General features: G+C 67.8%; 27 protein-coding genes and 1 pseudogene. 13 read left to right on the forward strand and 15 right to left on the reverse strand.

Annotation, left to right across the window (positions count from 1 at the left end):
* The coding region (locus VFG33_RS03295; RefSeq protein WP_524538116.1) for a pectate lyase-like domain-containing protein at positions 1–456 on the forward strand (456 nt) is incomplete at its 5' end.
* A gap of 231 nt (positions 457–687) precedes the next feature.
* Here the strand turns inward: VFG33_RS03295 and VFG33_RS03300 are convergent.
* The 6 genes and pseudogenes from VFG33_RS03300 to VFG33_RS03325 form a co-directional block, all read right to left on the reverse strand.
* On the reverse strand, positions 688–1,716 hold the full coding sequence (locus VFG33_RS03300; protein ID WP_325022221.1) for an STAS-like domain-containing protein: 1,029 nt from the start codon (positions 1,714–1,716) through the stop codon (positions 688–690).
* Positions 1,717–1,974: 258 nt separating this feature from the next.
* Positions 1,975–2,409 carry a DUF1700 domain-containing protein gene (locus VFG33_RS03305; RefSeq protein WP_325022223.1) on the reverse strand — a complete coding sequence of 145 codons (435 nt, stop codon included), beginning with the start codon at positions 2,407–2,409 and terminating at the stop codon, positions 1,975–1,977.
* Positions 2,406–2,660: pseudogene (locus tag VFG33_RS03310) on the reverse strand (PadR family transcriptional regulator); the annotation flags it as partial. The gene VFG33_RS03305 and the pseudogene VFG33_RS03310, both read right to left, overlap by 4 nt.
* A gap of 21 nt (positions 2,661–2,681) precedes the next feature.
* Positions 2,682–4,244, reverse strand: coding sequence for a DUF6297 family protein (locus VFG33_RS03315; RefSeq protein WP_325022224.1), 1,563 nt, complete (start codon positions 4,242–4,244; stop codon positions 2,682–2,684).
* Positions 4,241–4,882 carry a heme ABC exporter ATP-binding protein CcmA gene (ccmA, locus tag VFG33_RS03320; RefSeq protein WP_325022226.1) on the reverse strand — a complete coding sequence of 214 codons (642 nt, stop codon included), beginning with the start codon at positions 4,880–4,882 and terminating at the stop codon, positions 4,241–4,243. Before ccmA ends, VFG33_RS03315 begins: the two co-directional genes overlap by 4 nt.
* Positions 4,879–5,502 carry an O-methyltransferase gene (locus VFG33_RS03325; protein WP_325022228.1) on the reverse strand — a complete coding sequence of 208 codons (624 nt, stop codon included), beginning with the start codon at positions 5,500–5,502 and terminating at the stop codon, positions 4,879–4,881. The genes ccmA and VFG33_RS03325 overlap by 4 nt, the downstream gene beginning before the upstream one ends.
* A 113-nt stretch (positions 5,503–5,615) precedes the next feature.
* On the opposite strand from VFG33_RS03325, the gene VFG33_RS03330 reads away from it, so the two are divergent.
* Both VFG33_RS03330 and VFG33_RS03335 read left to right on the forward strand, forming a co-directional pair.
* A complete protein-coding gene (locus tag VFG33_RS03330; protein WP_325022230.1) occupies positions 5,616–6,596 on the forward strand; it encodes a carbohydrate kinase family protein in 981 nt (326 codons plus the stop codon).
* Between the two features lie 79 nt (positions 6,597–6,675).
* A complete protein-coding gene (locus VFG33_RS03335; protein WP_325022232.1) occupies positions 6,676–7,212 on the forward strand; it encodes a GyrI-like domain-containing protein in 537 nt (178 codons plus the stop codon).
* Here the strand turns inward: VFG33_RS03335 and VFG33_RS03340 are convergent.
* The gene (locus tag VFG33_RS03340; protein ID WP_325022234.1) at positions 7,209–9,731 is read right to left on the reverse strand and encodes a polynucleotide kinase-phosphatase; all 2,523 of its coding nucleotides are present in this window, start codon (positions 9,729–9,731) and stop codon (positions 7,209–7,211) included. The two genes, VFG33_RS03335 and VFG33_RS03340, sit on opposite strands and share 4 nt — an antisense overlap.
* Entirely contained in the window at positions 9,731–11,251 is a 1,521-nt protein-coding gene (locus VFG33_RS03345; RefSeq protein ID WP_325022236.1) for a 3' terminal RNA ribose 2'-O-methyltransferase Hen1, read from the reverse strand. The genes VFG33_RS03340 and VFG33_RS03345 overlap by 1 nt, the downstream gene beginning before the upstream one ends.
* Positions 11,252–11,541: 290 nt before the next feature.
* On the opposite strand from VFG33_RS03345, the gene VFG33_RS03350 reads away from it, so the two are divergent.
* Positions 11,542–11,853 (forward strand): hypothetical protein, encoded by a 312-nt coding sequence (locus tag VFG33_RS03350; RefSeq protein WP_325022238.1) that lies wholly within the window; start codon positions 11,542–11,544, stop codon positions 11,851–11,853.
* 6 nt (positions 11,854–11,859) lie between these two features.
* Here VFG33_RS03350 and folE read toward each other — a convergent pair whose 3' ends face one another.
* A complete protein-coding gene (gene folE / locus VFG33_RS03355) occupies positions 11,860–12,498 on the reverse strand; it encodes a GTP cyclohydrolase I FolE (protein WP_325022239.1) in 639 nt (212 codons plus the stop codon).
* A 79-nt stretch (positions 12,499–12,577) separates the two neighbouring features.
* On the opposite strand from folE, the gene VFG33_RS03360 reads away from it, so the two are divergent.
* A complete protein-coding gene (locus tag VFG33_RS03360) occupies positions 12,578–13,228 on the forward strand; it encodes a helix-turn-helix transcriptional regulator (RefSeq protein WP_325022241.1) in 651 nt (216 codons plus the stop codon).
* Between the two features lie 10 nt (positions 13,229–13,238).
* Positions 13,239–13,730: a Cys-tRNA(Pro) deacylase gene (gene ybaK, locus VFG33_RS03365; protein ID WP_325022243.1), complete on the forward strand. Its 492-nt coding sequence runs from the start codon at positions 13,239–13,241 to the stop codon at positions 13,728–13,730.
* Between the two features lie 74 nt (positions 13,731–13,804).
* Here ybaK and VFG33_RS03370 read toward each other — a convergent pair whose 3' ends face one another.
* Entirely contained in the window at positions 13,805–15,880 is a 2,076-nt protein-coding gene (locus VFG33_RS03370; protein ID WP_325022245.1) for a phosphocholine-specific phospholipase C, read from the reverse strand.
* 65 nt (positions 15,881–15,945) lie between these two features.
* Positions 15,946–17,031 (reverse strand): 3-deoxy-7-phosphoheptulonate synthase, encoded by a 1,086-nt coding sequence (locus VFG33_RS03375; RefSeq protein WP_325022247.1) that lies wholly within the window; start codon positions 17,029–17,031, stop codon positions 15,946–15,948.
* Positions 17,032–17,359: 328 nt separating this feature from the next.
* On the opposite strand from VFG33_RS03375, the gene VFG33_RS03380 reads away from it, so the two are divergent.
* From VFG33_RS03380 to VFG33_RS03410, 7 genes are all read left to right on the forward strand, one after another.
* A complete protein-coding gene (locus VFG33_RS03380) occupies positions 17,360–17,725 on the forward strand; it encodes a hypothetical protein (RefSeq protein ID WP_325022249.1) in 366 nt (121 codons plus the stop codon).
* 9 nt (positions 17,726–17,734) lie between these two features.
* On the forward strand, positions 17,735–18,280 hold the full coding sequence (locus VFG33_RS03385) for a histidine phosphatase family protein (protein ID WP_325022251.1): 546 nt from the start codon (positions 17,735–17,737) through the stop codon (positions 18,278–18,280).
* On the forward strand, positions 18,273–18,698 hold the full coding sequence (locus VFG33_RS03390) for a fluoride efflux transporter FluC (protein ID WP_325022253.1): 426 nt from the start codon (positions 18,273–18,275) through the stop codon (positions 18,696–18,698). The genes VFG33_RS03385 and VFG33_RS03390 overlap by 8 nt, the downstream gene beginning before the upstream one ends.
* On the forward strand, positions 18,695–19,039 hold the full coding sequence (locus VFG33_RS03395) for a putative PII-like signaling protein (RefSeq protein ID WP_325022255.1): 345 nt from the start codon (positions 18,695–18,697) through the stop codon (positions 19,037–19,039). Before VFG33_RS03390 ends, VFG33_RS03395 begins: the two co-directional genes overlap by 4 nt.
* A complete protein-coding gene (crcB, locus tag VFG33_RS03400) occupies positions 19,036–19,392 on the forward strand; it encodes a fluoride efflux transporter CrcB (protein ID WP_325022257.1) in 357 nt (118 codons plus the stop codon). The genes VFG33_RS03395 and crcB overlap by 4 nt, the downstream gene beginning before the upstream one ends.
* A gap of 127 nt (positions 19,393–19,519) precedes the next feature.
* Positions 19,520–19,792, forward strand: coding sequence for a hypothetical protein (locus VFG33_RS03405; protein ID WP_325022259.1), 273 nt, complete (start codon positions 19,520–19,522; stop codon positions 19,790–19,792).
* Positions 19,793–20,166: 374 nt separating this feature from the next.
* Positions 20,167–20,460, forward strand: a complete 294-nt coding sequence (locus tag VFG33_RS03410; protein WP_012920258.1) for a WhiB family transcriptional regulator — start codon at positions 20,167–20,169, stop codon at positions 20,458–20,460.
* A 69-nt stretch (positions 20,461–20,529) separates the two neighbouring features.
* On the opposite strand, the gene VFG33_RS03415 is transcribed toward VFG33_RS03410, so the two are convergent.
* The 4 genes from VFG33_RS03415 to VFG33_RS03430 all read right to left on the reverse strand — a co-directional run.
* A complete protein-coding gene (locus VFG33_RS03415; RefSeq protein ID WP_325022261.1) occupies positions 20,530–20,991 on the reverse strand; it encodes a PLD nuclease N-terminal domain-containing protein in 462 nt (153 codons plus the stop codon).
* Between the two features lie 21 nt (positions 20,992–21,012).
* On the reverse strand, positions 21,013–21,918 hold the full coding sequence (locus VFG33_RS03420; protein ID WP_325022263.1) for an ABC transporter permease: 906 nt from the start codon (positions 21,916–21,918) through the stop codon (positions 21,013–21,015).
* Positions 21,905–22,708, reverse strand: a complete 804-nt coding sequence (locus tag VFG33_RS03425; RefSeq protein ID WP_325022265.1) for an ABC transporter ATP-binding protein — start codon at positions 22,706–22,708, stop codon at positions 21,905–21,907. Before VFG33_RS03425 ends, VFG33_RS03420 begins: the two co-directional genes overlap by 14 nt.
* Before the next feature lie 75 nt (positions 22,709–22,783).
* Positions 22,784–23,728 (reverse strand): ABC transporter substrate-binding protein (locus VFG33_RS03430; protein WP_325022267.1); only part of this gene is annotated, 945 nt, incomplete at its 5' end.

The raw sequence follows: 23,728 nt of genomic DNA on the forward strand, positions 1-23,728 counted from the left end.
GTCGGGTGGAACGTGAACACCGCGGACACCGGCCTGGTGGTGAACGGTGACAACGTCACGGCGTACGGGCTGTTCGTCGAGCACTACCAGAAGTACCAGACGATCTGGAACGGCAACGGGGGGAGGACGTACTTCTACCAGAACGAGATGCCGTACGACCCGCCGAACCAGGCAGCCTGGATGAACGGCTCCACCCGCGGCTACGCGGCGTACAAGGTGGCCGACTCGGTCACCTCGCACGAGGCGTGGGGGCTCGGCAGCTACTGCTTCTTCAACGCCAACTCGAGCGTGGTCGCGGAACGAGCCTTCGAAGTCCCGAACAACGCGGGCGTGAAGTTCCACAACATGGTGACGGTTTCGCTCGGCGGGGTCGGAACCATCGCGCACGTGATCAACAACTCCGGCGGTCCGTCCAACTCGGGCACCAACGTCGCCCAGTGGGTGAACTACCCCTAACCGATGCAGCCTCAACGCCCTGCGGATCTCATCACCCGCAGGGCGTTGAGGGTCACCATCTCGTTCGGCCCGGTCCGGCCCCAGTCGACGACTTCCTGCGAGCTATTGCCGCCAGCAGGCCTCCACCAAGGCGATCCAACCTCCCAGCGACCATCGGGAAGCCGCCGCTGCTCTGTGAGTCAATCCCTGCCGCGGCCACCCCTCGAGAGCCACGTTGGCGCAGCCCTGAGCTCAGCTTCGGCCGAGCCCTCTTTGGACCATGAACTCCACAGCACTATTCATGCCTGTGGGAATCACGACAGTTCCTGGATGGAGCTGAGGCCAGACCCGGAGCATCTCGTCAACGAAGGCTTGCCCGACGCTTTCCACGCCAGTGAAGTCAACCTGAATCTCACTGAAGACCTCCATGCCGGACAACAGTCGCTTCGCCTCACTCCGGCTGACGAATGAAAGTCCGAACTCGAACAGCTTCACAGTCGGTCTACTCCTACTGAACTCATGGTCGATTGTGAATTCATGGAACAAACCCGCGAGGTCGCGATCCGTGGCAGGGTCCAACTCGAGGGTCACCTGTGTTCCCTGGTGGATCATCGAGATCCCGACTGCCTGATCGTTGCGGAGGTTGTCGACGGTCCACTCGATGCCGTTTGCGGCCAATCTGAAGAGGTCGACGGCCTTCGAGGTGAAGAAGATCCCTTCCCCGGTATGGCGATCCGGAGCAGTAGTGCGCTTGCCTTTAGTCAACTCCTGGATAGCAGTGAAGTGGTCTGGGAGCCCCAGCCCGTCAGCGAGGTGCGCGAACGCGCCGCGACCATCGTCGGCAATGACAATTTCGAGACCGGCATCGACGGCTAGAGCAGAGACCTGCACAAAGCGCCCACCTGAATGATCGATGGCGTTGTTCAGCATCTCAGTGAACGCGTAACCGAGGATCTGCTCGGCCGGGCCACCCGTGGGTAGTTCCAGAGTGGGGCGAACGATTGACCAAACCCGGTCCTCAGCCAAACCATCCAGCTCGAACTCCCGCTCGAACACCTGGCGCGATGGCCGTTCCATCGACTTCGCGCGGTCAAGTGAAACGCCGGCCCGATCCAGCCGGTAGCGGAGCCAAGCCGACCGGGTCGCCTCGATGTCGTAGCGGCGATGTCCCCCGCTTGTACGCTCAGCGGTGAAGATCCCCTCGTCCATAAGCTGTCGGATCCGGCTGACCGACAGACCAAGCTCAGCCGCCACACTCTTGATCGACTTCAGTTCACTCATGGAGCTCCCGTCCAAAATCCACAACCTTCTGTAGATTATGACGCCCCTTGGAGAGAAAATCTCTACTCAGCTGTAGATTTTCTGCTTCAGAGCAGGAAATCTACACACGGCTGTAGATTTTCGACGGTCGCCGCCTCAGGCTGGATGGCCAGGCATTTCGATGTTGACGTCCCCGACGAGATCGAGCGCAAGTGGCTGGTGTTGGAGGTCAGGAAGTGGAACGGCCTCGGGCTGCGTTCTTGAGGAGGATGAAGAGGACTACGAGTGGGGCGAGGGACAGGGCGAGCAAGAGCGGGAATCTGACCATTCGGGGAAGGTGAAGCCGCCGCAGCCGAGGAGAACTCCGTTGACATCGGCTTGGCAGGCTCGGCCTGACAGGCTTCCGAGCATGAGCACCGGAAGGTAGCCGAAGGGCAGCAGAAGCAGGGCGGCCACCTCCCGGCTCCGGAACCGCGGCTGCCGCTTGACCTGCACCAGGCCGTCGGTCGCGGCGAGCACGATCTCGTCCGGATCGCCCAGCCGCGCGAGGAGCTCCCGGATATCGGCCTCACTCGACGCCCCCGCGGTCCGGGCGTCGGAGATATGAGCACTGACGTCCTCGAGGAGCTCCTGGCGACGTTCGGCCGGCAGCGGCTCGGCGGCGACCTCTAGCCGTCGAAGATAGTCCGCGACCAGGTGATCCGTGTCGTTCATGCCTGTCTCCCTCGCCCCAGAACGGTGTCGACCGAGGTGCGGAATCGCTCCCAGTCCGCGGTGAACGCTCTGAGCGCCTGCCGACCCGAGGCGGTCGCCTGGTAGTACCGCCGCGGCGGTCCGGACTCGGACTCCCGCCACGTAGTCTCGACCAGCCCTTCGCGCCGCAACCGCGCCAGCAGCGGGTAGATCGTGCCTTCCGTGGTGACCAGGCCGTCTACCTCGCTGAGCTCCTTCACCAGCTCGAATCCGTAGCGTTCTCTCCCCTGGACTCAGGCTTGTTTGGGGGTGACGGCGAACATGATGAGGAGGACGACGGCGGGGATTATGAGGATCCAGGTGGAGCTGAGGCCTAGGAGGACTGGGGCTAGGCAGAGGATCAGGAGGTCGAGGCCGCGGAGGGGTTGGGAGAAGAGGCCGGGTGGGATCGCGCCCATTGGGGAGGCGACCAGCGGGCCGCTGTAGGAAGGTGGGCGGGCGGACGCTTGGCGTACGACTCCGGTCAGCACCCCGGCCGCGACAGCGAAGGCCACTTGCCACGAACCCAACGCGGGCAGAGCCAGCGCAGCCCACAGGACAGCAAACCCAGCCGGTACTACGGACATCGCGATCCGCAGGTCACGGAGTTCCATGCCGAGCGCTCGCACCAGCCCCACGGACCGACAGACAGACCGCAGTCCGTCCATCAGAGGCCGTGTCGCCGCGAATCCAGCAATCGCAGCAGCGATGGGCACCAGTACGTCGTAGCCGGTGCCGGCGACCGCGTACGGGACGACAAGCAGGGCGAATCCGATCACGAGGCGCCGCGGCCAGCGCAGTATGCGGAGGAACTCCCGGTGGATTATGGCCTGCACCCGCGAACCGCGACCGCGCCGCGACTTCAGGCGGCCCACCATCCGCCAGTGCCGCCCGGACACCACATCGGCCAGCAAGCTGACGTCCATGGTGATGGCAGCGCCGGCCATACCCGCCAGCAACTCTCCCCCGGCAACCACGCTCTGCCGGCTCAACTTGTCGAGAGACTGCGCGGTGATCACCACCAACGCCACGGCGAGAACCAGCGCCACTACGCCAATCACAAGAAGTCTGATCTCGCCCTGGGTCAGCAGTGGCTCCGACTGCAAAGGGGCCAAGCCGAGGACTGGATAGCTGCCGCCGTTGGTCGCAGAACTATCGGAGCTTGCGCGGAAGGCCAACACCAGCGCGGGGATGGCGGCGAGTATCAGCAAGCCGTCAGCGATCCGTAGTGCCCACCGGGATCGCGAGGCAATCTGTTGCGCCCACACGGTCGCGCACGCAGTACAGATGAGCAGGACAGTCGTAAGCACAGCAGCTTCACCAACGGCGGACCACGCGGCACCAAACAACGCCAGGCCAACCACAGCAGCCAGTGCACCGACTACGGCGGCTACGACGACCACCAGCCGGTACGACGGTCGCAGCAGCGACGCGCGATCCACCGGAGTCGCCAGCAACCAGAACCCGGTCGCCCGCGAAGCCGACACCGGCCCGATGCTCAGCAGGACCCGCAACATCGTCGACACCAACACCGGCACCAGGATCAACGGCACCGTGTCGAGCAACCACCCGCACGAGGCCGACGTACAGGCTGCTGACTTCTCGTTGAGATTCAGTACTACGTTGCCGCCGGTCGCGCCCAGCATCGCCAACGCGAACAGCACCAGATAGATGTCCTCGAACTGCTGCCAGACCGTCCGATCCGCCTTGCCGCGCCGGACCTTCCGCATCCAGCGGCGCAGCTCCTTCGACGCCGGGATCGAACCGAAGTCCGCCGGGTCGAAGACGACGGGACCTTCTCCTGAGGCGGCCGTCACGGCAGTGGGGTGAGCGCGACGGTCTCGTCCGCGACCGCGTCCACCAGCGCCTGGTCGTGACTGGCGAACAGCACGGACGTGCCCGCCTTCTTCTCTGCCTTCAACCGCTCCGCCAGCCACGCGACCCCGGCCGTGTCCAGGCGTTGCTCGGGCTCATCCAGGACGAGCAACTTGCGAGGGCGGACCAATGCAGTCGCTAGGGCGAGCCGACGGCGTTGGCCGGACGACAACGAGCCGGGCAGTTGATCAGCCGCGGCCAGCAGGCCGACGTCATCGAGCAAGGTGTCCACCAGATCCTCCGGCGTCGCATTGCCGTGCGCTCGGGCGAGCAGGTCGAGATGCTCGGCGGCTGTCAGGTCCGGGAAGAAGTCCAGGTCGTCCAGCAGCGACGCGACATCACGGCGGACCACCTCGGCCCGCTCGTCGATCGGTGACCCGTCCAGCAGGATCTCTCCCGCCGCGGGTTCGGCCGAGCCGACGATGCAGCGCAGTACGGTCGTCTTGCCGGCGCCGTTGGGGCCGACCAGGGCGATCGCGCGGCCGGCCCGCAGGGTGAAGGTGAGGTCCTCGATCACCGGACGGTCGGCGTACAGGTGCCGCAGGCCCTTCACGGCAAGGCGGGGTGCGGCCTTCGTCATCGCTTGCGGACCAGGGTCAGCCCGTCGCCGATGCCGAGCATGACCACGTCCACGCGTTCGTCGTTGGCGATGTGCGCGTTGAACTCCTTGCGGTCGACCGGATCCTCGTCGTGATAGCCGACCACTCGCCCACCGGCCAGCGTGTTGTCGAACAGCAGCAGCCCGTTCTGGCGGATCCGCGGCACCAGGTGCTCGAAGTACTCGATGTAGCCGGGCTTGTCGGCGTCCACGAAGGCCAGGTCGAACTCGCCCTCCAGTTCGGCCGCGGACTTGTGCGCGTCGCCGATCCGGACCTCGATCCGGTCCGCGACCCCGGCCCGCTCCCAGTACCGGCGGCCGATCGAGGTCCACTCGTCGCTCACGTCCAGGCAGATCAGCTCGCCGTCGGCCGGCAGCCCACGCGCGATCGCGAGCGCGGAGAACCCGGTGAAGGTCCCGATCTCGACCGCCCGCCGGGCCGAGATCAGCCGGGTCAGCATGGTCAGCAAGGCGGCCTGGTCGGCCGTGGTCAGCATCTCCGAGACGCCGCCGAGGGCGTTGGTCTCCGTCACCAAATCCTGCGCGATCTGGTCCAGCGGCATGCCATGGCGGACCATGTAGTCGTGCAGTGCGTCGGTCACCAGTATCTGACTACCCATCAGTTCACGCCGTTCTCTTCGTCATTGTTCAGTCGCCTGTAGTCTCTACGGGTTGCCCAACCGCTCGACACCCACCCCTCCGAGGAGACCCCCGCATGCGTATCGCCGTTGCCGGATCGATCGCGACCGACATCCTGATGACGTTCCCGGGACGCTTCAAGGACCAGTTCCTCGAAGAGCAGATGCACAAGGTGTCGCTCTCCTTCCTGGTGGACGAGCTGGTCGTGCACCGCGGTGGCGTCGGCGCCAACATCTGCTACGGCATGGCACAACTGGGCCAGACCTCGCTCCTGGTCGGCTCGGTCGGGGCTGACTTCGCAGACTACGGCGCCGCCCTCACCGAGGCCGGCGTCGACGTCTCCCACGTCCGCATCTGCGACAACGTGCATACCGCCCGCTTCACTTGTACTACGGACCTCGACGCCAACCAGATCGCCTCGTTCTACACCGGCGCGATGGCGGAGGCACGGGAGATCGATCTGGCCGCGATCCACGCCTCGACCGGCGGTATCGACCTGGTCCTGGTCGGCGCGGACGACCCGGACGGCATGCTCAAGCACACCGCCCTGGCGAAGGCCAACGGGATCGACATCGCCGCCGACCCGTCCCAGCAGCTGGCCCGGATGGAGGGCGAGCAGATCCGCGAGCTGATCGACGGCGCGAAGTACCTGTTCAGCAACGAGTACGAGTCCGGCCTGATGGTGCAGAAGACCGGCTGGAGCCACGCCGACATCCTCCAGCGGGTGGGTGTCCGGGTCACCACCCACGGCGGCGACGGCGTCGTGATCGAGAACGCCGGCGGCATCCTCGCGAAGATCCCGGCCGTGCCGACCCCCGCCCTCGTCGACCCCACCGGCGGCGGCGACGCCTTCCGCGCGGGCTACCTCACCGGCGTCGCGGCGGGCCTCGACCACGAAGCCGCCGCTCAGGTCGGCTGCACCCTGGCCACCACGGTCCTGGAGACCGTCGGCACCCAGGAGTACACCCTGGACCGCCCGGCCTTCCTCCGCCGCCTGGCCACGGCGTACGGCGACCAGGCGTCGTCCACGGCCGCCACCACGCTCAAGCTCGCCTGATCGCCCCGGTTTGACCATGCCCCAGGGGCAACCCTGAGAGTTGGCCCGCTGGAGGTTCGGCGGGGTCGAGGAGGCGACGATGGAACTGATCCAACCCCCTCGGATTGTGGAGCGGCCGCAGCTGGACTATCTCGGCATCCGCGTGGTCACTCCCTTCCGAGGCATGCTGCACACCCGCGACGAGCTGATGGCTGAGCTCAGCGACTGGCTCCGCCGTCAGAGCATCGAAGACGCCGGTCCGTTCTTCCTCCGCCTGCATGTCATCGACATGAGCGGCCCGATGGACGTGGAGATGGGCGTGGTCACCCCAGGCAGGCCCGCCGGCCCGGTCGACGAGAGCTCGGGCCGGGTGCGGCCGGCGATACTCCCCGCGGGCAGGTACGCGACCCTGACCTACCGCAACCACTCCCTGCGCGCGAACCGTGCTCTGATCGACTGGGCCGGTGCCAACGGCGTTGCCTTCGACCGATGGGACGAGGCGGAGGGCGACTGTTTCGCGTCCCGCTATGAGGCCTATCTCACTGATCCGCGCACCGAGCCACGGAAGACGAAGTGGGAGGTCGAACTCAACTTCCGCATCGCTGAGCCGGCCCAGCGCGCCGTCAGCGAGGGCTAAAGGCGCGGGTCGACGGGCTCCGACTCGAGGGCGAGGACCGCGAAGACGCATTCGTGGATCCGCCACAGAGGCTCGCCCCGGGCGGCCCGATCCAGGGCCTCCAGGCCGAGTGCGTACTCCCGCAGAGCCATGGACCTCTTGTGGCCGAGGTTGCGGTTCCGGAGGCGGTCGAAGTTCGCCGGCTCGGTGTAGTCCGGGCCGTAGATGATCCGCAGGTACTCCTGCCCGCGGACCTTCAGCCCGGGCTGCGCCAGTCCCTTCTCGGTTCGCACCAGGTTCGCCGCCGGCTTCACCACCATGCCCTCACCGCCGGCCGCGGTCAGCTCCTCCCACCAAGCAACGCCGGCCGCCCACGAATCCAGCTCGACGAACAGCCGCCGCGTCGCGGTCACCAAAGAGGGGCCCGCGGCAACCATCCGGTCCGCGACCGCGAGATGCCACGCATGCGGCTTCTCCTGGTACGTCGCCCCTTCCGCTGCGAGCACCTGAAACGGGGCCACCCGTACTCCGTCGAGTCCGTCAGTCGGCCAGCAGTACCGTCGATACGCCTCACTGAACAACGAAGCATTCACCGTACGCCGCTCCGTCCGCGCGAGCAGCTCCCGCAGGTCGAGCCCAGCTTCCACCGCCGAGGCAAGAGCACCAGTTGCCGCAGGCAAGGAGGCACGGGCAGCCGCACCGACAGCGGCGTACTGGTTGCGCAGCAGGTCGCCGGCCTTGGCACTCCAGGGCAGCAACTCCGCATCCAGCAGCAACCACGACGTGCCGAGTTCCTCGAAGAGCCCCGCGTCCTCAGCGACACCTCGCAGACGCAGCAACAGCTCATCGGTGAGCGCCGGACCGAAGAACGACCGGCCGGTGCGGGTGTGGACGGCACCGCGACCAGCGAGGCCGAACCGCTTCTCCGCCACGTCGTCGTCCCGGGTCAGCAGGACCACCGCCCGCGAGCCCATGTGCTTCTCCTCGCACACCAACTCGGTGACGCCTTGCCCCTTGTAGGCCTCGAAGGCCTGCAGCGGGTGCTCCAGCATTCCTGGCTCGGGCGACGTCGCGACCGGGCTCATCGTCGGCGGGAGATAGAGCAGGAAGCGGGGATCGATCGCGAACCGGCTCATTACCTCCAGCGCCGCACCCGCCTGCTCGGCGCGCACGCTGAGTCGCCCATGCGTCGAGGTCTCGATCACCCGGCGACCGGTCACGTCGGTGATGTCGAGTACGTCGGGCTCCCGCTCCGGCGCGGTTGCCACGTGCAACGGTTTCGCCGGCTCGTAGTACTGCTCGAAAGCTTTCACCGCGACCAGTTCGCGCTCGGGGTACCGGAGCGCGGTCAGCGAGCCGCCGAAGACGCAGCCGGTGTCGAGGCAGATGGTGTTGTTGATCCACTCGGGCTCGGGCGTCGGGGTGTGCCCGTAGACGACCATCGCGCGACCGCGGTAGTCCTGAGCCCAGGGATACCGCACCGGCAGGCCGAACTCGTCGGTCTCGCCCGTCGTCTCGCCGTACAGGCAGAAGGCGCGGACCCGGCCGGAGGTGCGGCCGTGCATCCGCTCGACCAGACCCGCATGCGAGACCACCAGCTTGCCGCCGTCGAACACGTAGTGCGAGATCAGCCGATCGATGAAGTTCTCGACCTCCACCCGGAACTCCTCGGGCTCAGAAGCCAACTGGGCAAGGGATTCCTCCAGTCCATGGGTGAGCTTGACGTTCTTCCCACGTAGCGCCCGGAGCAGCTTGTCCTCGTGGTTGCCAGGCACACAGAAAGCGTGACCGGCGGCAACCATCCCCATCACCAAACGCAGCACGCCAGGCGTGTCCGGGCCCCGATCAACCAGGTCTCCCACGAAGGCAACCCGGCGCGCGGACTCGGCGTCGATCGGGCGACCCAGTTCGTCCCTCGTGATGGTGTAGCCGAGGTCGGTGAGGAGCTGTTCGAGCTCGGCGCGGCAGCCGTGGACGTCGCCGATGATGTCGAACGGTCCGGTCTCATGCTTCAGGTCGTTGAAGAGGCGGGTTCGTTCGATGCTGACGGCATCGATCGCCTCGACGCTGTCGAGCACGTGCAGGCCACGGAACCCTTCCTTCTTGAGACTCCGCAGACCACGGCGGAGCTGCTGGCGCTGCCGCCGTACGACGTGCGGCCCGAACTGCCGGTCGGGCCGCTGCTCGTTGCGTTCCAGGCAGACCTGCTCCGGCGGATCGAGAACGATTGCCACCGGCAACACGTCCTGCTCGCGAGCCAGCGCGACCAGTTGCTTGCGTGCTTCCGGCTGCACGTTGGTCGCGTCGATCACCGTCAGCCGCCCGGCCGCCAGCCGCTTGGCCGCGATGTAGTGCAGCACGTCGAAGGCATCCTTGGTCGCCGCCTGGTCGTTCTCGTCGTCCGAGACCAGCCCGCGGCAGAAGTCGCTCGAGATCACCTCGGTGCCGAGGAAGTGCTTGCGCGCAAAGGTGGATTTGCCCGAGCCGCTCACCCCGATCAGGACGACGAGGCTGAGCGCGGGGATGTCGATGCGCGCCATCAGACGGCCTCCTTCAGCCGGAACAGCGCGAGCTGGGTCGGTGGTCCGACGGTCGGGTCATCTGGTCCCACCGCACGGAAAGACACGTCGTACCCGTAGGTCTGGCAGACCGACTCCGCCCACGCCCGGAACTCCGCGCGGTTCCACTCGAACCGGTGGTCCGGGTGCCGGAACGCGCCGGCCGGCATCGTCTCGAACAGCACGTTGTGCTCGGAGTTCGGCGTGGTCACCACCACATTGGCGGGCCGGGCTGCGCCGAACACCGCCTTTGCGAGAGCGGGCAGCCGCGGCAGGTCGACGTGCTCGATCACCTCCATCAGCACGGCGGCATCCAGGCCGGCCAGCCGCGCATCGGAGTACGTGACAGACGACTGGAACAACCGCAGCCGCTCGCGTTGGCGATCGGACATCTCATCCACGTGCAGCCGCCGCTCGGCGTACGTCAGCGCCCGAGCCGAGACATCGGTCGCCACCACCTCACTGAACGAAGAGTCCTTCAGCAACTGAGCAACCAGCACCCCCTCCCCACACCCCAGATCCCCCACTCGCCGAGCCCCAACCTCCCGAAGAATCTCAACCACCACAGCCCGCCGCTGAACCGCCAGCGAGACGCGCTGATCCGCGGAAGCGGCTCCTCCGTCGCCGGCTGGACGCTCGCCCGATGAGTCGACACCCGGCGAGACAGGGTGCCCGGCCGCAGGCACCACGTCGTCGCCGATCTCGGCGACAGGTTCGTCCGGAGCGTCGTCGACGGAGACACCGTCCACCTCGGCCAGACGGTCAAGGGTTTCGAGGGCCGTGTCGGTCAGGCGTTTGCGGTGGGCCAGGTAGCGGCGGGAGATCAGTTCGCGGTCCGGGTGGGTGCCGAGCCAGCCGTCGCCGGCTCGGACGAGTTTGTCGACCTCGTCGGACCCGACCCAGTAGTGCTTCGCGTCGTCGAGCACCGGGAGCAGGACATAGAGGTGGTTCAGTGCGTCCGCGAGCCGGAGTTCCCCGTGCAGCCGCAGATCGACGTACCGGGAATCGCCCCAGGAAGGGATCTCCGGGTCGAGCGGGATCGGCCGGGCGTCGACGGTCCAGCCGAGCGGGCTGAAGAGCCTCTCGGCCAGGGCAGCACCACCGCGGCAGGGAAGGGCAGGGACCCGGATCTCGAGGGTGATCGCCCGGGCGGCCAATTCTGGACGAGCCTCGCAGCGACCGCTCATCGCCGTACGGAACAACTTCCCCAGGGCGACCGCGAGCAGGCTGGACGCGGCGTACGGGCGGTCATTGACGTACTGCCCGAGCGTGAACCCTTCCGCGGCCTTGCCCTTCCCGGACCGGACCAGTCCGATCGGGTCCACCTCGAGCAGTAGCGCCGCTGTGCACCTCTCGGCCGTCGCCTCCGGGTAGAACACGAAAGCTGTCCCGGCAGCGACCTCGATGGACTGCGGCCGCGCGGGGTTCTTGTGCAGCAGGAAGCCGAGCTCCGTCGCGGGGGCACCGAGGCCGGTCGAGGTGGTGGCGAGAGTCAGGAACACTTCCGTATTCGACCATGCCGACGGCTCGGCGGGCCTCCGATTTGTCCTGAGTATCCAGGCGATGAAAGATCGAAGGCTGAGACACGCGGGGCAACCTCTGGCGCACTCACCCGCTTTGGTTCTAGCTTGTTTTGCAGAAGAAGAGTCGCTACAGACCGTCCTTCCCCGCTGACAGTCGGTACACGTCCCCCGGTTTGTGGCGAAACTGCCCAACCACGCCGACACGGGGAAAGGACCATGGCATCAGCTCTCTCAGGCCTCACGGCCGCCGCGACCGCAGAGGTCCGCCGGTGAAACCCCAGACTTTCGAACTCGTGCGCTACACCGACATCAGCGGAGTCTCCGGCACCGGGACGGTCGCCGAAGGATGCGTCTTCACCGATGGATCGGTCGCGCTGCGCTGGCACGGCGACAACCCCTCGACCGCGGTCTGGCCGGACCTCGACTCCATCCTGGCCGTGCACGGCCACTGCGGCGCCACCGTGGTCCGCTGGCTCGACGTCTCCGAGATGGAGACAGTGCCCGGTACGGACCTGCTGCCCGGCGAGGTCGCGCACATCCTCGCCACCGGCCGCGACACGCACGCCCAGGTACCGGCCTGAGTCAGCTCAGATACCGGTCAGGGCGAAGAACTCCTGGCGTGAGCTGGGGTTGTCGCGGAGCATGCCGTGCACAGCCGATGTGACTGTGCGGGACCCGGTCGCGCGGACGCCACGCAGCGACATGCACTGATGCTCCGCCTCGATCACCACGCCGACGCCCTTGGGCGCGAGGTGGTCCTGCAGCCAGTCGGCGACCTGCTTGGTCAGCCGCTCCTGGACCTGCAGGTCGCGCGCGAACAACTCGACCACGCGGGCCAGCTTGGACAGGCCGAGGATCCGCTCCCCCGGCAGGTAGCCGACATGCGCGACCCCCTGGAACGGAAGGAGATGGTGCTCGCACAGCGACTGCACCGGGATGTCCCGGGCCAGCACGAGCTCGTCGTATCCCTCGTCGTTGGGGAACGTGGTCAGGTTGAACTCGCGTGGCGTGAGCATCTCGGCGTAGGCGTTCGCGACCCGGCGTGGGGTGTCCGCCAGATGGTCGCTGTGCGGGTCCCGCCCGAGGGCGACCAGCAGGTCGCTGACCGCGCGCTGCGCCGCCGCCAGGTCGATCTCCGGGTTGCCGCCGACGATGTGCAGGGCCGGCGCTTCCGGGGTCAGCTCGCGAAGTTCCGCGGCATCCAGCTCGGATCGGATCGTCTTCATCTACGCGCCTCCAGCGTCGAGAACCCAGGAACCCCCACCTTACTGTTTGACCAACGAAAGCTGGAGATAGAATCATTCCGTGGACGGCTGCCGGGACGCGAACCTGCAGGCGCTCGCGGTGCTGGACGAACCGACGCGGCGACGCCTGTACGACTACGTGATCGCCCAGCGGGCTCCGGTCAGCCGCGATGAGGCGGCCAGCGCCCTCGCCCTCCCCCGCAACACCGCGGCGTTCCACCTCGACAAGCTGGCCACCGAAGGACTGCTCACCGTCGTCTTCGAGCGCCGGTCCGGGCGGACGGGCCCCGGCGCGGGCCGCCCCGCGAAGCTCTACCGACGCTCCGACCACGAGATCGAGGTCTCGCTGCCCGAACGCCAGTACGACGTCGCCGGCCACCTGCTCGCGGCCGCCCTGGAGGACGCCGACGCCTCTGGCGAATCCCCCCGTACTGCGCTCGAACGCCGAGCCCGCCGGTACGGCGAAACAATCGGCCGAGCCGGCGGTGATCCCCTTCGCCTGCTCGAGGACCACGGATTCGAACCGCGATCGGAGGGCACCTCCATCGGGCTCGCCAACTGCCCGTTCCACGCGCTCGCCGCGAACCACCCCGAGCTCATCTGCCACATGACGCTGTCCCTGGTCCGCGGCCTGCTCACGGACGACTCCGGCTACCGCGCCGAACTCGATCCCCAACCCGGCCACTGCTGCGTCCGCCTCGAGCCGCACTAGTCTCTGACATGTGGCGAAGACGAAACAGACTGGGCAGGGAACTCCGGCGACCGTCGCACTGACGAAGGCCGGGCTCCCGTTCACCACTCACGCCTACGAGCACGATCCGGCCGCGAAGTCGTACGGGCTGGAGGCGGCGGAAGCGCTGGGCCTCGCTCCGGAACAGGTCTTCAAGACCCTGCTGGTCGAGGTCGACGGCAAGCTCGCAGTCGGTGTCGTCCCAGTGGACCGCCAACTCGACCTCAAGGCCGTCGCAGCCGCACTCAAAGGCAAGAAGGCGGTCATGGCCGACCCAGCCGCCGCCGAGCGAACAACGGGCTACGTGGTCGGCGGCATCAGCCCGATCGGCCAGAAGCGCCCACTCCCGACTGTCATCGACACGACCGCAACCGACCACGACACCGTCTACGTCTCCGGCGGCCGCCGCGGCTTAGACCTTGGCCTGTCCCCCACCGACCTCATCACCATCACCTCAGCCCACACCGCCCCCATCGCCCGCTGAGCTCCCTGCCCCAACGCTAACGTCCGAAGAGGCGCGGGGCAGGCCCCTCGATACTTCGGACGTTAGCGACAGAGTCAGGCGGTGGTGCTGGGGCGGCCGGATTCCAGGTGGCCGGTGAGGCGGCGGCGGTACGTCGGGTCCTCGGCGGCTGTGATCTCCACGTCGTACCAGCCCTGGTCCGTCGGCCAGCTGACGGTCCGGGTCTGCCGGGCGCGGAGGTCCTGGTTGATCGTCCGGCTGCCGTACCCGAGAGCCTTCAGCTTCACGCTGAGCGGCTTGCGGGTGTGGTTCACCAGTTCCAGCACGAAGGATCCACGATTCACCCGGGCCTCCACATCGAGCCCGGCGGCGAGACCGTCAGCGGACCCCGCGAGCTCGACCCAGAAACGGTTCGGTCCCTGAACGGCCAGCTCATAGGGCCCGGTGACCGCGATGGTCTCCACCTTCTCGTCGCGAACGTCGAGGTGCGCCGGCGCCGGCAGCTCGCCGCCGTACGGGTAGATGGCGAAGTGGGCGGCGGCGTCACCGTCGTTGCCGAGCCGCAGCTCTAGCTTGCCGTCAGCAACGAATCCGGAGACGGCCGGCTGGTACGGCAGGGGCCTGGCGGGGCGTCGGCCGGGCTCCTGCGCGGGCACCGCCTGCGTGGCCGGCGGCGTCGGCTTCCACCGCGCGATCGGCGTGGGGACGGGACCGGGCTTGTCCACGGACGGCTGACGGTAGGACCGGCTGAAGTCGAACGCGGAGGTCAGGTCGCCGCAGGCGGTCCGGCGCCACTTGCTGATGTTCGGCTCGCGGACCCCGGTCCAGCGCTCCAGGAACTGGATCACCGACGTGTGGTCGGACACCTGCGAGTTCACGTGCCCACCGATCGACCACGGCGACACGACCGTCATCGGCACCCGCGGGCCGAGGCCGATCGGCTTGCCGTTGTACCAGTCGTCGTCGTTGCCGGACGCGGGCCGCGGCGCGACCGGCGGCGGCACGTGGTCGAAGTACCCGTCGTTCTCGTCGAAGTTGATCAGCAGCACGGTCTTCGACCAGGTCTCCGGGTCCGACGCGATCGCGTCGAGCAGGTCGTAGACGAGGTTCGCGCTGCCGACCGGCGTCGACGCGCCAGGGTGCTCGGAGTCGACCGCGGACGGAACGAGCCAGCTCACCTGCGGCAGCTTCCCGGACTTGATGTCGGCGCGGATCCGCGGCACGAGCGACTCGGGCTCGCTGCGGTGCATCGCCTTGTAGAACAGCTTCTGGTCCTTGGCAGGTTGCAGCTTGACGGCTGCCTCGAGCTGCTTCAGCGCTTCTGCCTGCTCCGCGGGAGTCTTCGCGAAGAGCTTGTCGTAGAACTCCTCGGTGGTCCGGTAACCACCGGGCACCGAGGCCAGGATCCGGTGTCCGAGGTCCTTGAAGGTCTTGAAGTACTCGACCGCGTTGTCGGTGAAGTTGTCCCACTCCTGGTAGATCTGCCAGGAGACCCCTGCCTTCTCCAGCCGCTCCGGGTACGCCGTCCAGTCGTACCCCACGTGGTCGTAGGAGTACGCCGCGTTCGTCACGGCCCGCTCGGTGGTGCCCTGCTCGTACCCCGTCGTCCCGGACCAGAGGTAGTTCCGGTTCGGGTTGGTGGAGCCGTTGATCGAGCAGTGGTAGGCGTCGCAGATCGTGAAGGTCTCGGCGAGCTCGTACTGCAACGGGATGTCCCGGCGCTCGTAGTGCGTCATAGTCGCCGCGGTCTTGGCTGCCACCCAGTCGTCGTTCCAGCCGTTCGCCCAGGCCTGGGTCGCGTCGGTGAAGCCGTGCGCGAGGGCATTGAGGTACTGGATGTCGTCCGGGTTCCGTCCGGCCGTCGCGGCCGCCTCCCGGATCGAGAACGGCAGCACCTCGCCACCGCCGGCCACCGGCTGGTGGAACACCGACTTGCCGTTGCGGAGCCGCAGCGGTCGGCGGTCGCCGTACCCGCGGACGCCGCGCATCGTGCCGTAGTAGTGGTCGAAGGACCGGTTCTCCTGCATCAACACGATCACATGCTCGACGGCCTTCAGGCCGCCCTTCCGGGCCGGCGCGGCCATCGCAGTGTGCAGCGACGGTGGGAGCAGCGATACCGCTGCCCCACCGGCTGCCGACCCAAGAACCAGGCGGCGGGAGATCTCAGTCATGCGTCGGACACTAAGTCAGTGCAAGCCGCTATGGGATCCCTCAGGCCCGTTCATTCCTCTGAAATTCACGCTCCCGTACGACGCCGCAGGACCGCGTCCCGGAGTCCCTCGAGCACCGTCTCGGTCGTCTCCCAACCCATGCAGGCATCGGTGATCGACTGGCCGTAGGTGAGCTCGCGGGTCGGGTCGAGTTCTTGCCGTCCCTCCACCAGGAACGACTCCAGCATCACGCCGACGATCGCGTCGTTGCCGGCCGCCACCTGCTGGCCGATTTCCGCGGCGACCTGCGGCTGACGCCGGTGGTCCTTACGGCTGTTCCCGTGGCTCGCGTCGACGACAACCCGCTCCGGCAGATCCGCCTTGCGCAGCAGTTCCTGGGCACCGGCGACGGACTCGGCGTCGTAGTTCGGCCCGGAGTCGGAACCGCGCAGTACGAGGTGGCAGTCGGGATTGCCGCGGGTGTGCAGGATCGCGGGGGTGCCGTCGTGGGCGATACCGGTGAATACGTGCGGGACTGCGGCCGCCTTGATCGCGTCGACCGCAGTACCGATGCTGCCGTCGGGGCGGTTCTTCATCCCGATCGGCATCGACAGGCCGGACGACAACTGCCGGTGGACCTGGCTCTCCACGGTCCGCGCCCCGATCGCTCCCCAGCCGACGGTGTCGGCGATGTACTGCGGGGTGATGGGATCGAGGAACTCGCAACCGACCGGCAAACCCTTGGCCAGTACTTCGAGGAGCAGAGCCCGGGCGGTTCGCAGGCCCGTGTTGACGTCACCGGATCCGTCCAGGCCCGGGTCGTTGATCAGGCCCTTCCAGCCGAGGGTCGACCGGGGCTTCTCGAAGTAGACACGCATCACGACGAGCAGGCCGTCGGAGAGTCGTTCGGCGACCGGTCGCAGGCGTTCGGCGTACTCGAGAGCGGCCTGGGCGTCGTGCACCGAGCAGGGGCCGACGACGACCAGCAGGCGGTCGTCTGTGCCGTTCAGGACGTTGGCCACGGCCTGGCGCCCGGCGACGACGGTCTCGGCCAGCCGATCGCTCAGCGGCAGTTCGTCGTGCAGCGCCAAGGGTGTTATCAACGGGACGGTCTTCTCGATCCGCCGGTCGACGACCGCGCCTTGGCCGGTCTGCTGGGGAAGGGTGTTCATCTGTGGGACCTTTCCGCCGGCGGAAGACCCGAGGACAGCGCCGGCTGGGAATGAGAAAAGGCAAGGACACGATGTCCTTGCCTCGAGCCGGCTCTGGTTCTTGCTGGGGCGTCAGCGTGCAGCTGAGTCGCCCGGCACCAGGGCCGGCCGCTCAAAATACTGCCAGTAGCTGCGCTTCACGTTGCCGAGCTTATCACCTGCCTGAGACGACCGATGTCACGGCTTGAGATGGGCGCTTTCCGCTGTGTAACCGGGGCGGTCCGTGGGTCGTTGAGCCTCGCAACGACTGGTCGAGGTTTTCTAAGGGGTCGAGCACGGTGGGACGTCAGTGAGGCCGCGGACTTTCGAGTTGGTCCGCCATCGCGATCTGAGTGGTGTCTCCGGCACCGGGGTGGTCGCCGAGGGCTGCGTGTTCACCGACGGGTCCGTGGCGCTGCGCTGGCGCGGCAACAACCCCGCCACAGCCGTCTGGCCAGACCTTGAGTCGGTGCTGGCCGTGCACGGCCATCAGGGCGCCACAGAGGTCCGCTGGCTGGAGCCACGGCCACCGTCGCCGTCGGCGTCTCCTGTTGACGAGCTGGACCACCTGTTCGACAGCCACCACAGCGTCCGGCCGCCCAGCACGATCGCCGATCCGGCAGTTCTGCCGACCAGCCACGCCCGAGGCTGGGCCGGCGCCCGGCATCTCAGGTAGAACTGCCTCGTGACCCAGATCTACCTGGTCCGGCACGGCGAGCCGGACTATGCGCCGCTGGACAGCCGCGGCTTGCCCGGTATGGCCGCCGACACGGTGACCCTGAGCACCGAAGGGATCAAGCAGGCCGAAGCCGTGGCCGATGTCCTCGGCGGCGTCGGGGCCACCTATCTGGTCAGCTCGCCGTTCACCCGGGCCCTGCAGAGCGCGGCGATCATCGGTCACCGGATGGCCCTCGGCGTACGGGTCGACTACGACCTGCGCGACTGGCTCCCCGACAGCACCGGGTCGTGGCGCGGGCCCGCCGACGTACGGGCTGCCAAGGCGGAGTTCGAGGAGTTCGCCGGTGAGTGGCCAGAGGGACTCCAACGGCCTTGGGAGCCACTGTCCTCGGTGCGTGCGCGGGCCCGGACAGCGCTGGCCCGGCATACGGCGAGCACGGACGGGCCGGTGCTGGTGATCACCCACGCGATGGTGATCCGCGCGCTGACGGGCGAGGCGGATACTCCGCACGGGATGCACGAGTACTACCGCTACGATCCGGATGATGTCTGACGCACCTCGCTTCCACCCGACAGGGCCGCAGATCCTCGGGGTGATCGCGCTCGGCGGCGCGATCGGCGCCCTGGCACGGTACGGCCTCGCCGAGGCGATCCCGCATCGCGCGGGCACCTTCCCCTGGTCGACCTTCCTCACCAACGTGAGCGGCTGCCTGCTGATCGGCGCCCTGCTGGTCGTGATCACCGAGGCCCGGACGGTCCACCCGCTGAGCCGACCTTTCCTTGGCACCGGAATCCTCGGTGGATTCACGACCTTCTCGACGTTCACCGTCGATACCGAACGACTGCTCGCCGACCGTCCGCTGACCGCGACCGCCTACTTCTTCGGCACCGTCGTGGCGGCCCTGCTCGCGGTGCAGACTGGTGTCGTGGTCACGCGGCGCCTGACCCGACCAGAAAGGCCCTCACCATGACTGTGGAGACGACACCCGCGGTCCGGCTCACGATCCTGATCGGCGAGGACGACCAGTGGCAGCACCGGCCGCTGTACGACGAGATCGTCCGGAGGGCGCACGCCGCCGGGCTGGCCGGGGCGAGCGTGTTCCGCGGTGTCGAGGGCTACGGCGCGAACAACAACATCCACACCACCCGGATCCTCAGCCTGAGCGAGGACCTGCCGATCGCGATCATGATCGTCGATCGCGAGCCACTGGTCCGCGAGTTCGTCGTCGGCCTGCGGGAGATGCGGATCGAGGGATCGATCACGCTCGAGCCCGTCGAGGTCGTGATGCTGACCCCACCCGACGCCGGATGACTTTGCTGCTGGTGGCAGCCGGAGCGGCGGTAGGCGCTCCGCTGCGGTACCTGGTCGACCGGACCGTTCAGCGTCGGCGCGACTCCGCGTTTCCGTGGGGCACCTTGACGGTCAACGTGATGGGCAGCTTCGTCCTCGGCCTACTCACGATGACCACGGACCACACGATCACGCTGCTCCTCGGCGTCGGCTTCTGCGGAGCGTTCACGACCTACAGCACCTTCGGCTACGAGACGATCAGGCTGGCCGAGGACGGGTCCCGTCGGTATGCCGTCCTCAACGTTGTTGTCAGCCTCAGCGCGGGGCTGACCGCAGCCATCCTGGGAGTCCTTGTCGCGCGTGTGCTGAGCTGAGCCGCCTCAGCTCCGCACTGCTTGCACCAGTTCAGTCACCGCGGCTGACAGCGAGTTGACCCAGTGCTGCGGTCTGCCCGCTGCAATCCACCCCGGGCCGCCGACCACCAGCGAGTACGACGGACGCGTGCGGCCGAGGGTCCTGAGCCCATCGAGATCCGCTGTTCCCGAGGCACTCGACCAGACGAAGACGCCGGCCGGGCGGATTCGCCGTACGGCCGATGACAAAGACTCCACCGGCGTCGCCGCCCCCAGCGTCTGGACCCGTACTCCGCGCTCGGCGAGCGCCGCCGCGACCGCGAGCAACGGCAGCGCGTCGTCCTCCCGCTCGAGACACGCCAGTACTACGGGACGCTCCGCGTCGTCCGGCCTGAACCGCTCGACCGCGCGGCGGGTGTGATACCGCAGTCCACCGGCGACCGCGTCCGACGCCAGATGCTCGACCTCGATCGAGACTCCGGGCTACCCTGCTCGATCGTCCGCTGCCGCCGCGGCCGGACCGCGGGGGGCGAACTCGTGCCGGGTCCGGGTGCCCTCGGCAACAGAAGTGGCCGATGTCACAGTCGGTGATGGAGCGGTACCCACTGTGAGGGTCTTCGAGTCGGCCGGCACGCCCCTCCTGATGCCCTTCGCCAGCTCCCGCGAGGCAGAAATCGCGACGCTCCGATAACAAATGGACCGAAGTTCGAGACAACAAGGGTTGAACTCGCCACGAGTTGAGCATAGTTTTCACCGAGCGCCCGTCCGCGCTCACGGTGAGTCAAGGAGGTTGCCATGTCGAGAGGGATGCCTCGCCTACCCCGCCCGCTCATGGATCTGTGGGACTGGCAGTCGCAAGCCGCTTGCCGCGACGTCAACCCGGAGCTGTTCTTCTCCCCCGAATCGGAGCGTGGCGTTCGCAAACGCGCTCGCGAGATGGTGGCCAAGTCGCTCTGCGGAACCTGCCCTGTCCAGCCCGAATGCCGTCAGCACGCCCTCTCCGTCGGAGAGCCGTACGGCGTCTGGGGTGGGACCACGGAATCCGAGCGGGACAACGTCGTACTCGCCGAACACAGGAAGTCCGCCTGACGGCCGCCGGGACGAGTTCCACCCGAGCCAACCGGGTCCGGTCTCCACGGCCGGACCCGGACCCACAGTTCAGGGCTTGCCGTCGTCCGACTCGTTCGTGATCCCTTTGTCCTGCGGCTCAGTGTCCTGCGGCTCGGTCTCCCGCGGCTCGATCTCCTCGTCCTTCGCCGCGGCGTCCCCGGCGGCCGGCGGGGTCTCGTCATCCTTGTCGTGGCTGGGTTCCGAGGGCGGCCGGACCGTCGTCCGCGGATCGCGGTAGCGGTCCAGGGACGCGAGGAAGTCCGGGTCGTCGTCGGGCGCCACCGGCCGGCTCTTCGGCCTCGGGCGCGCCGGCCGTGGCGCTTGCGCGGACGCGGATCTGCGAGACGCCAGGAGCCAGACGATCGGGCCCACGAAGGGCACGAAGACGATCAGCACGACCCACACCAGTTTGGGCAGGTAGGGCACGTCCTCGTTGCGGGTCTGGATGCAGGAGAAGAGCGCGTAGATGCTCAGTCCCACGCTGATCAGGAACGGCAAGTATCGGACCACGCTCCCACAGTACGGCGCTGGTCAGCTTGCCCGGGTCAGACCGCGCGCCCGAAGTACCGAGTTCTCCAGTGGACGGAACACCAGCAGCTCGATCCCGACCCCGACAACGAAGATCAGCAGGATGCCGGCGAACACCATCGAGATGTCCGACAGCGACATGCCGTTGTGCAGATACTGCCCGAGTCCCTCGCCCAGATCGGGTGAGGTCGCGATGAGTTCGGCGGCCATCAGCGACCGCCAGGAGAAGGCCCAGCCCTGCTTGAGGCCGCCCAGGAACCCGGGCAGCGCAGCCGGCAGCAAGATGTAGCGAATCCCGCCGAGCCGTCCCGCCCCGAGGGCCTTGCCGACCCGCGGCAGGATCGGCGGGACCTGGTCCAGCCCGGACACCAGCCCGTTCGCGATCGACGGCACGGCACCGAGCAGCACGACCCAGTAGATCGCCCGGTCGTTCAGGCCGAACCACAGGATCGCGGCCGGCACCCAAGCCACCGACGGCAGGCTCTGCAGTCCCGAGACCAGGGGGCCGATGCCGCGCCGGACCACGGTGATGTTGGCGATCGCGAGCCCGAGCGGCACCGCGATCAGCAACGAGAGCCCGAAGCCGATCACCGCGCGATGCACCGAGACCCAGAACAGCTCGAGGATGTCGCCGGATGTCACCAGCTGCCAGATCTGCGACCAGACGGCGGCCGGCGCCGGCAGCTTGAACTCCTCCCAGAACGCGGCGGCCCAGAGGATCTGCCAGACCACCACCAGCAGCACGATCGCGCCGATCGGCGGCAGCACCCGGCCGGCGATCCGCCGCAGCAGGCTGCCGTCCGGCGAGTTGACCGGCGTGTCCAGCGCGTCCAGACCGGCCTCCACCGACCCGGAGTACTGGTCGTCCTGCGCGCGGTCCTGCAAGCCGGTGCTGTCAGGCTGCGGCATGACTGCTAATCACCTTCCTGAGCGCCGCGTTGATCTCGTCCACCGCGCCGATCTCACCCGCTCCGGACAGTCCTTCGACATCCCACTGCCGGACAACACGTCCAGGCCGTGACGACAGCAGTACTACGCGCTGACCGAGGCGGACCGCCTCACGGACGTCATGGGTGACGAACAGGATCGCCGTACCGGTGGCGCGCCAGATCCGCAGCAGCTCGCCCTGCAGTACGTCGCGGGTGATCGCGTCGAGGGCGGAGAACGGCTCGTCCATCAGCAGCAGCGAGGGCTTGCCCGCGCCCGAGCCGGTGTTGTCCGTGGTCGAGGCAAGCGCGCGGGCCAGCGCGACCCGCTGCCGCATCCCACCCGAGAGCTCGTGCGGCCGCTTGTCGCCGAGCCCCTTGAGCCGCACCAGCTCGAGCAGCTCGGCGGCCTTAGCGCGGCGCTCGGACTTCGACACGCCAGCCATGCGCAGCGGCAGCTCGACATTGCCTGCAGCGGTCAGCCACGGCATCAACGCGGGCTCCTGGAACACGACCGCCGGCCGGGACGAGCTCAGCTCGATCCTGCCGGTGGTCGGCTCGTCCAGCCCGGCCACCAGGTTGAGCAGGGTGGTCTTGCCACAGCCCGAGGCGCCCAGCAGGCAGACGAACTCACCGACGCCGACCTCGAGGTCGACCCCTTCGAGCGCGACCACCGCCTTCCGGCCCTGGCCGAAGGCCTTGCCCACTTGGTGGAACCGGACCGGCCGGACGCCGGTACCCACGGTCTTCGGAGCCTCTACTGTCGCGGTCATCGTCTGCCTCCTGATTGCGGCCGGGTTGCGGCCCTCTTTGCGGCCTTTTGCTGCGCCGTTGCTGCGGAGCGGGGCTTACTTCTTGTCCAGTCCGGCGGCGTCGACCGGCGGCTTGCCGGCCTTCGCGAGGACGTCGTTCAGCGGTCCGAAGTCGGCGAACCCGGCGACTGCCGGTGCCGTCTTCGCGATGCCTGCGGTGACCTGGTCCTTGGCGAGCTGCGGGAACTGCGCCGCGATCGGATCGGCGGTGATCTCGATGTTGGCGAAAGCGCGGTCGATCACGACCGGCTTCAGTGCCTTGCCGGTGAGTTCCTTCAACTGGTCGTTCACCACGGTCTTGGCCGCGGTCTTGTCGGTGTTGCTGAAGTCGATGGCGGCGACGAGGCCGGTCAGCAACTGCTTCACCGTCTCGGGGTGCTCCTGCAGGAACTGGGTCCGGACGATCAGCACGGTGGTCGGGAACTTGCCGCCCGGCCAGAGGGTCGCCTCGTCCAGCAGCACCTTCGCGCCGGCGTCCAGGACCAGCCGGGAGGACCAGGGCTCGGGCAGCCAGGCCCCGTCGACGTCGCCCTTCTGGAAGGCGTCCAGCGTCTGGGCGTTCTCCAGATTGGTGACCTTCACCGTCTTGGTCAGGTTCTGCTCCGCCAGCCACTTCTTCAGCGAGACGTCCTGGGTGTTGCCGAGCTGCGGGGTGACGATGGTTTTGCCGGCCAGATCCGCGGCCTTGGTGATGGTCGGCTTGACCACCAGCTGAGCGCCGCCCGAGGTCGTTCCGGCGACCAGCCGAACCGCCTCGCCCTCGGACTTGGCGTAGGCGTTGATGGCCGGCCCCGACCCGATGAACGAGGCGTCCAGCGAGCCGCCCAGCAGCGCACCGACCGCCTCCGGGCCGGCGTTGAACTTGGTCGGCACCAGCTTCGTGCTGCCGAGCTCCTTGGTGAACAGCCCCTTGTCGAGGCCGACCAGGGCGGCGGCGTGGGTGACGTTCGGGAAGTAGCCGAGCCGCAGCTCGGTGGCCGG

The sequence above is a fragment of the Kribbella sp. genome (assembly GCF_035687465.1).
Lineage (GTDB): Bacteria > Actinomycetota > Actinomycetes > Propionibacteriales > Kribbellaceae > Kribbella.

Excerpts from the sequence above, each read along its gene's own strand:
- VFG33_RS03300 (WP_325022221.1), bottom strand. The coding sequence starts at position 1,716 with ATGAGTGAACTGAAGTCGATCAAGAGTGTGGCGGCTGAGCTTGGTCTG.
- VFG33_RS03305 (WP_325022223.1), bottom strand. The coding sequence starts at position 2,409 with ATGAACGACACGGATCACCTGGTCGCGGACTATCTTCGACGGCTAGAG.
- ccmA (WP_325022226.1), bottom strand. The coding sequence starts at position 4,882 with ATGACGAAGGCCGCACCCCGCCTTGCCGTGAAGGGCCTGCGGCACCTG.
- VFG33_RS03330 (WP_325022230.1), top strand. The coding sequence starts at position 5,616 with ATGCGTATCGCCGTTGCCGGATCGATCGCGACCGACATCCTGATGACG.
- VFG33_RS03335 (WP_325022232.1), top strand. The coding sequence starts at position 6,676 with ATGGAACTGATCCAACCCCCTCGGATTGTGGAGCGGCCGCAGCTGGAC.
- VFG33_RS03340 (WP_325022234.1), bottom strand. The coding sequence starts at position 9,731 with ATGGCGCGCATCGACATCCCCGCGCTCAGCCTCGTCGTCCTGATCGGG.
- folE (WP_325022239.1), bottom strand. The coding sequence starts at position 12,498 with ATGAAGACGATCCGATCCGAGCTGGATGCCGCGGAACTTCGCGAGCTG.
- VFG33_RS03370 (WP_325022245.1), bottom strand. The coding sequence starts at position 15,880 with ATGACTGAGATCTCCCGCCGCCTGGTTCTTGGGTCGGCAGCCGGTGGG.
- VFG33_RS03375 (WP_325022247.1), bottom strand. The coding sequence starts at position 17,031 with ATGAACACCCTTCCCCAGCAGACCGGCCAAGGCGCGGTCGTCGACCGG.
- VFG33_RS03390 (WP_325022253.1), top strand. The coding sequence starts at position 18,273 with ATGTCTGACGCACCTCGCTTCCACCCGACAGGGCCGCAGATCCTCGGG.
- VFG33_RS03395 (WP_325022255.1), top strand. The coding sequence starts at position 18,695 with ATGACTGTGGAGACGACACCCGCGGTCCGGCTCACGATCCTGATCGGC.
- crcB (WP_325022257.1), top strand. The coding sequence starts at position 19,036 with ATGACTTTGCTGCTGGTGGCAGCCGGAGCGGCGGTAGGCGCTCCGCTG.
- VFG33_RS03410 (WP_012920258.1), top strand. The coding sequence starts at position 20,167 with ATGTCGAGAGGGATGCCTCGCCTACCCCGCCCGCTCATGGATCTGTGG.
- VFG33_RS03420 (WP_325022263.1), bottom strand. The coding sequence starts at position 21,918 with ATGCCGCAGCCTGACAGCACCGGCTTGCAGGACCGCGCGCAGGACGAC.
- VFG33_RS03425 (WP_325022265.1), bottom strand. The coding sequence starts at position 22,708 with ATGACCGCGACAGTAGAGGCTCCGAAGACCGTGGGTACCGGCGTCCGG.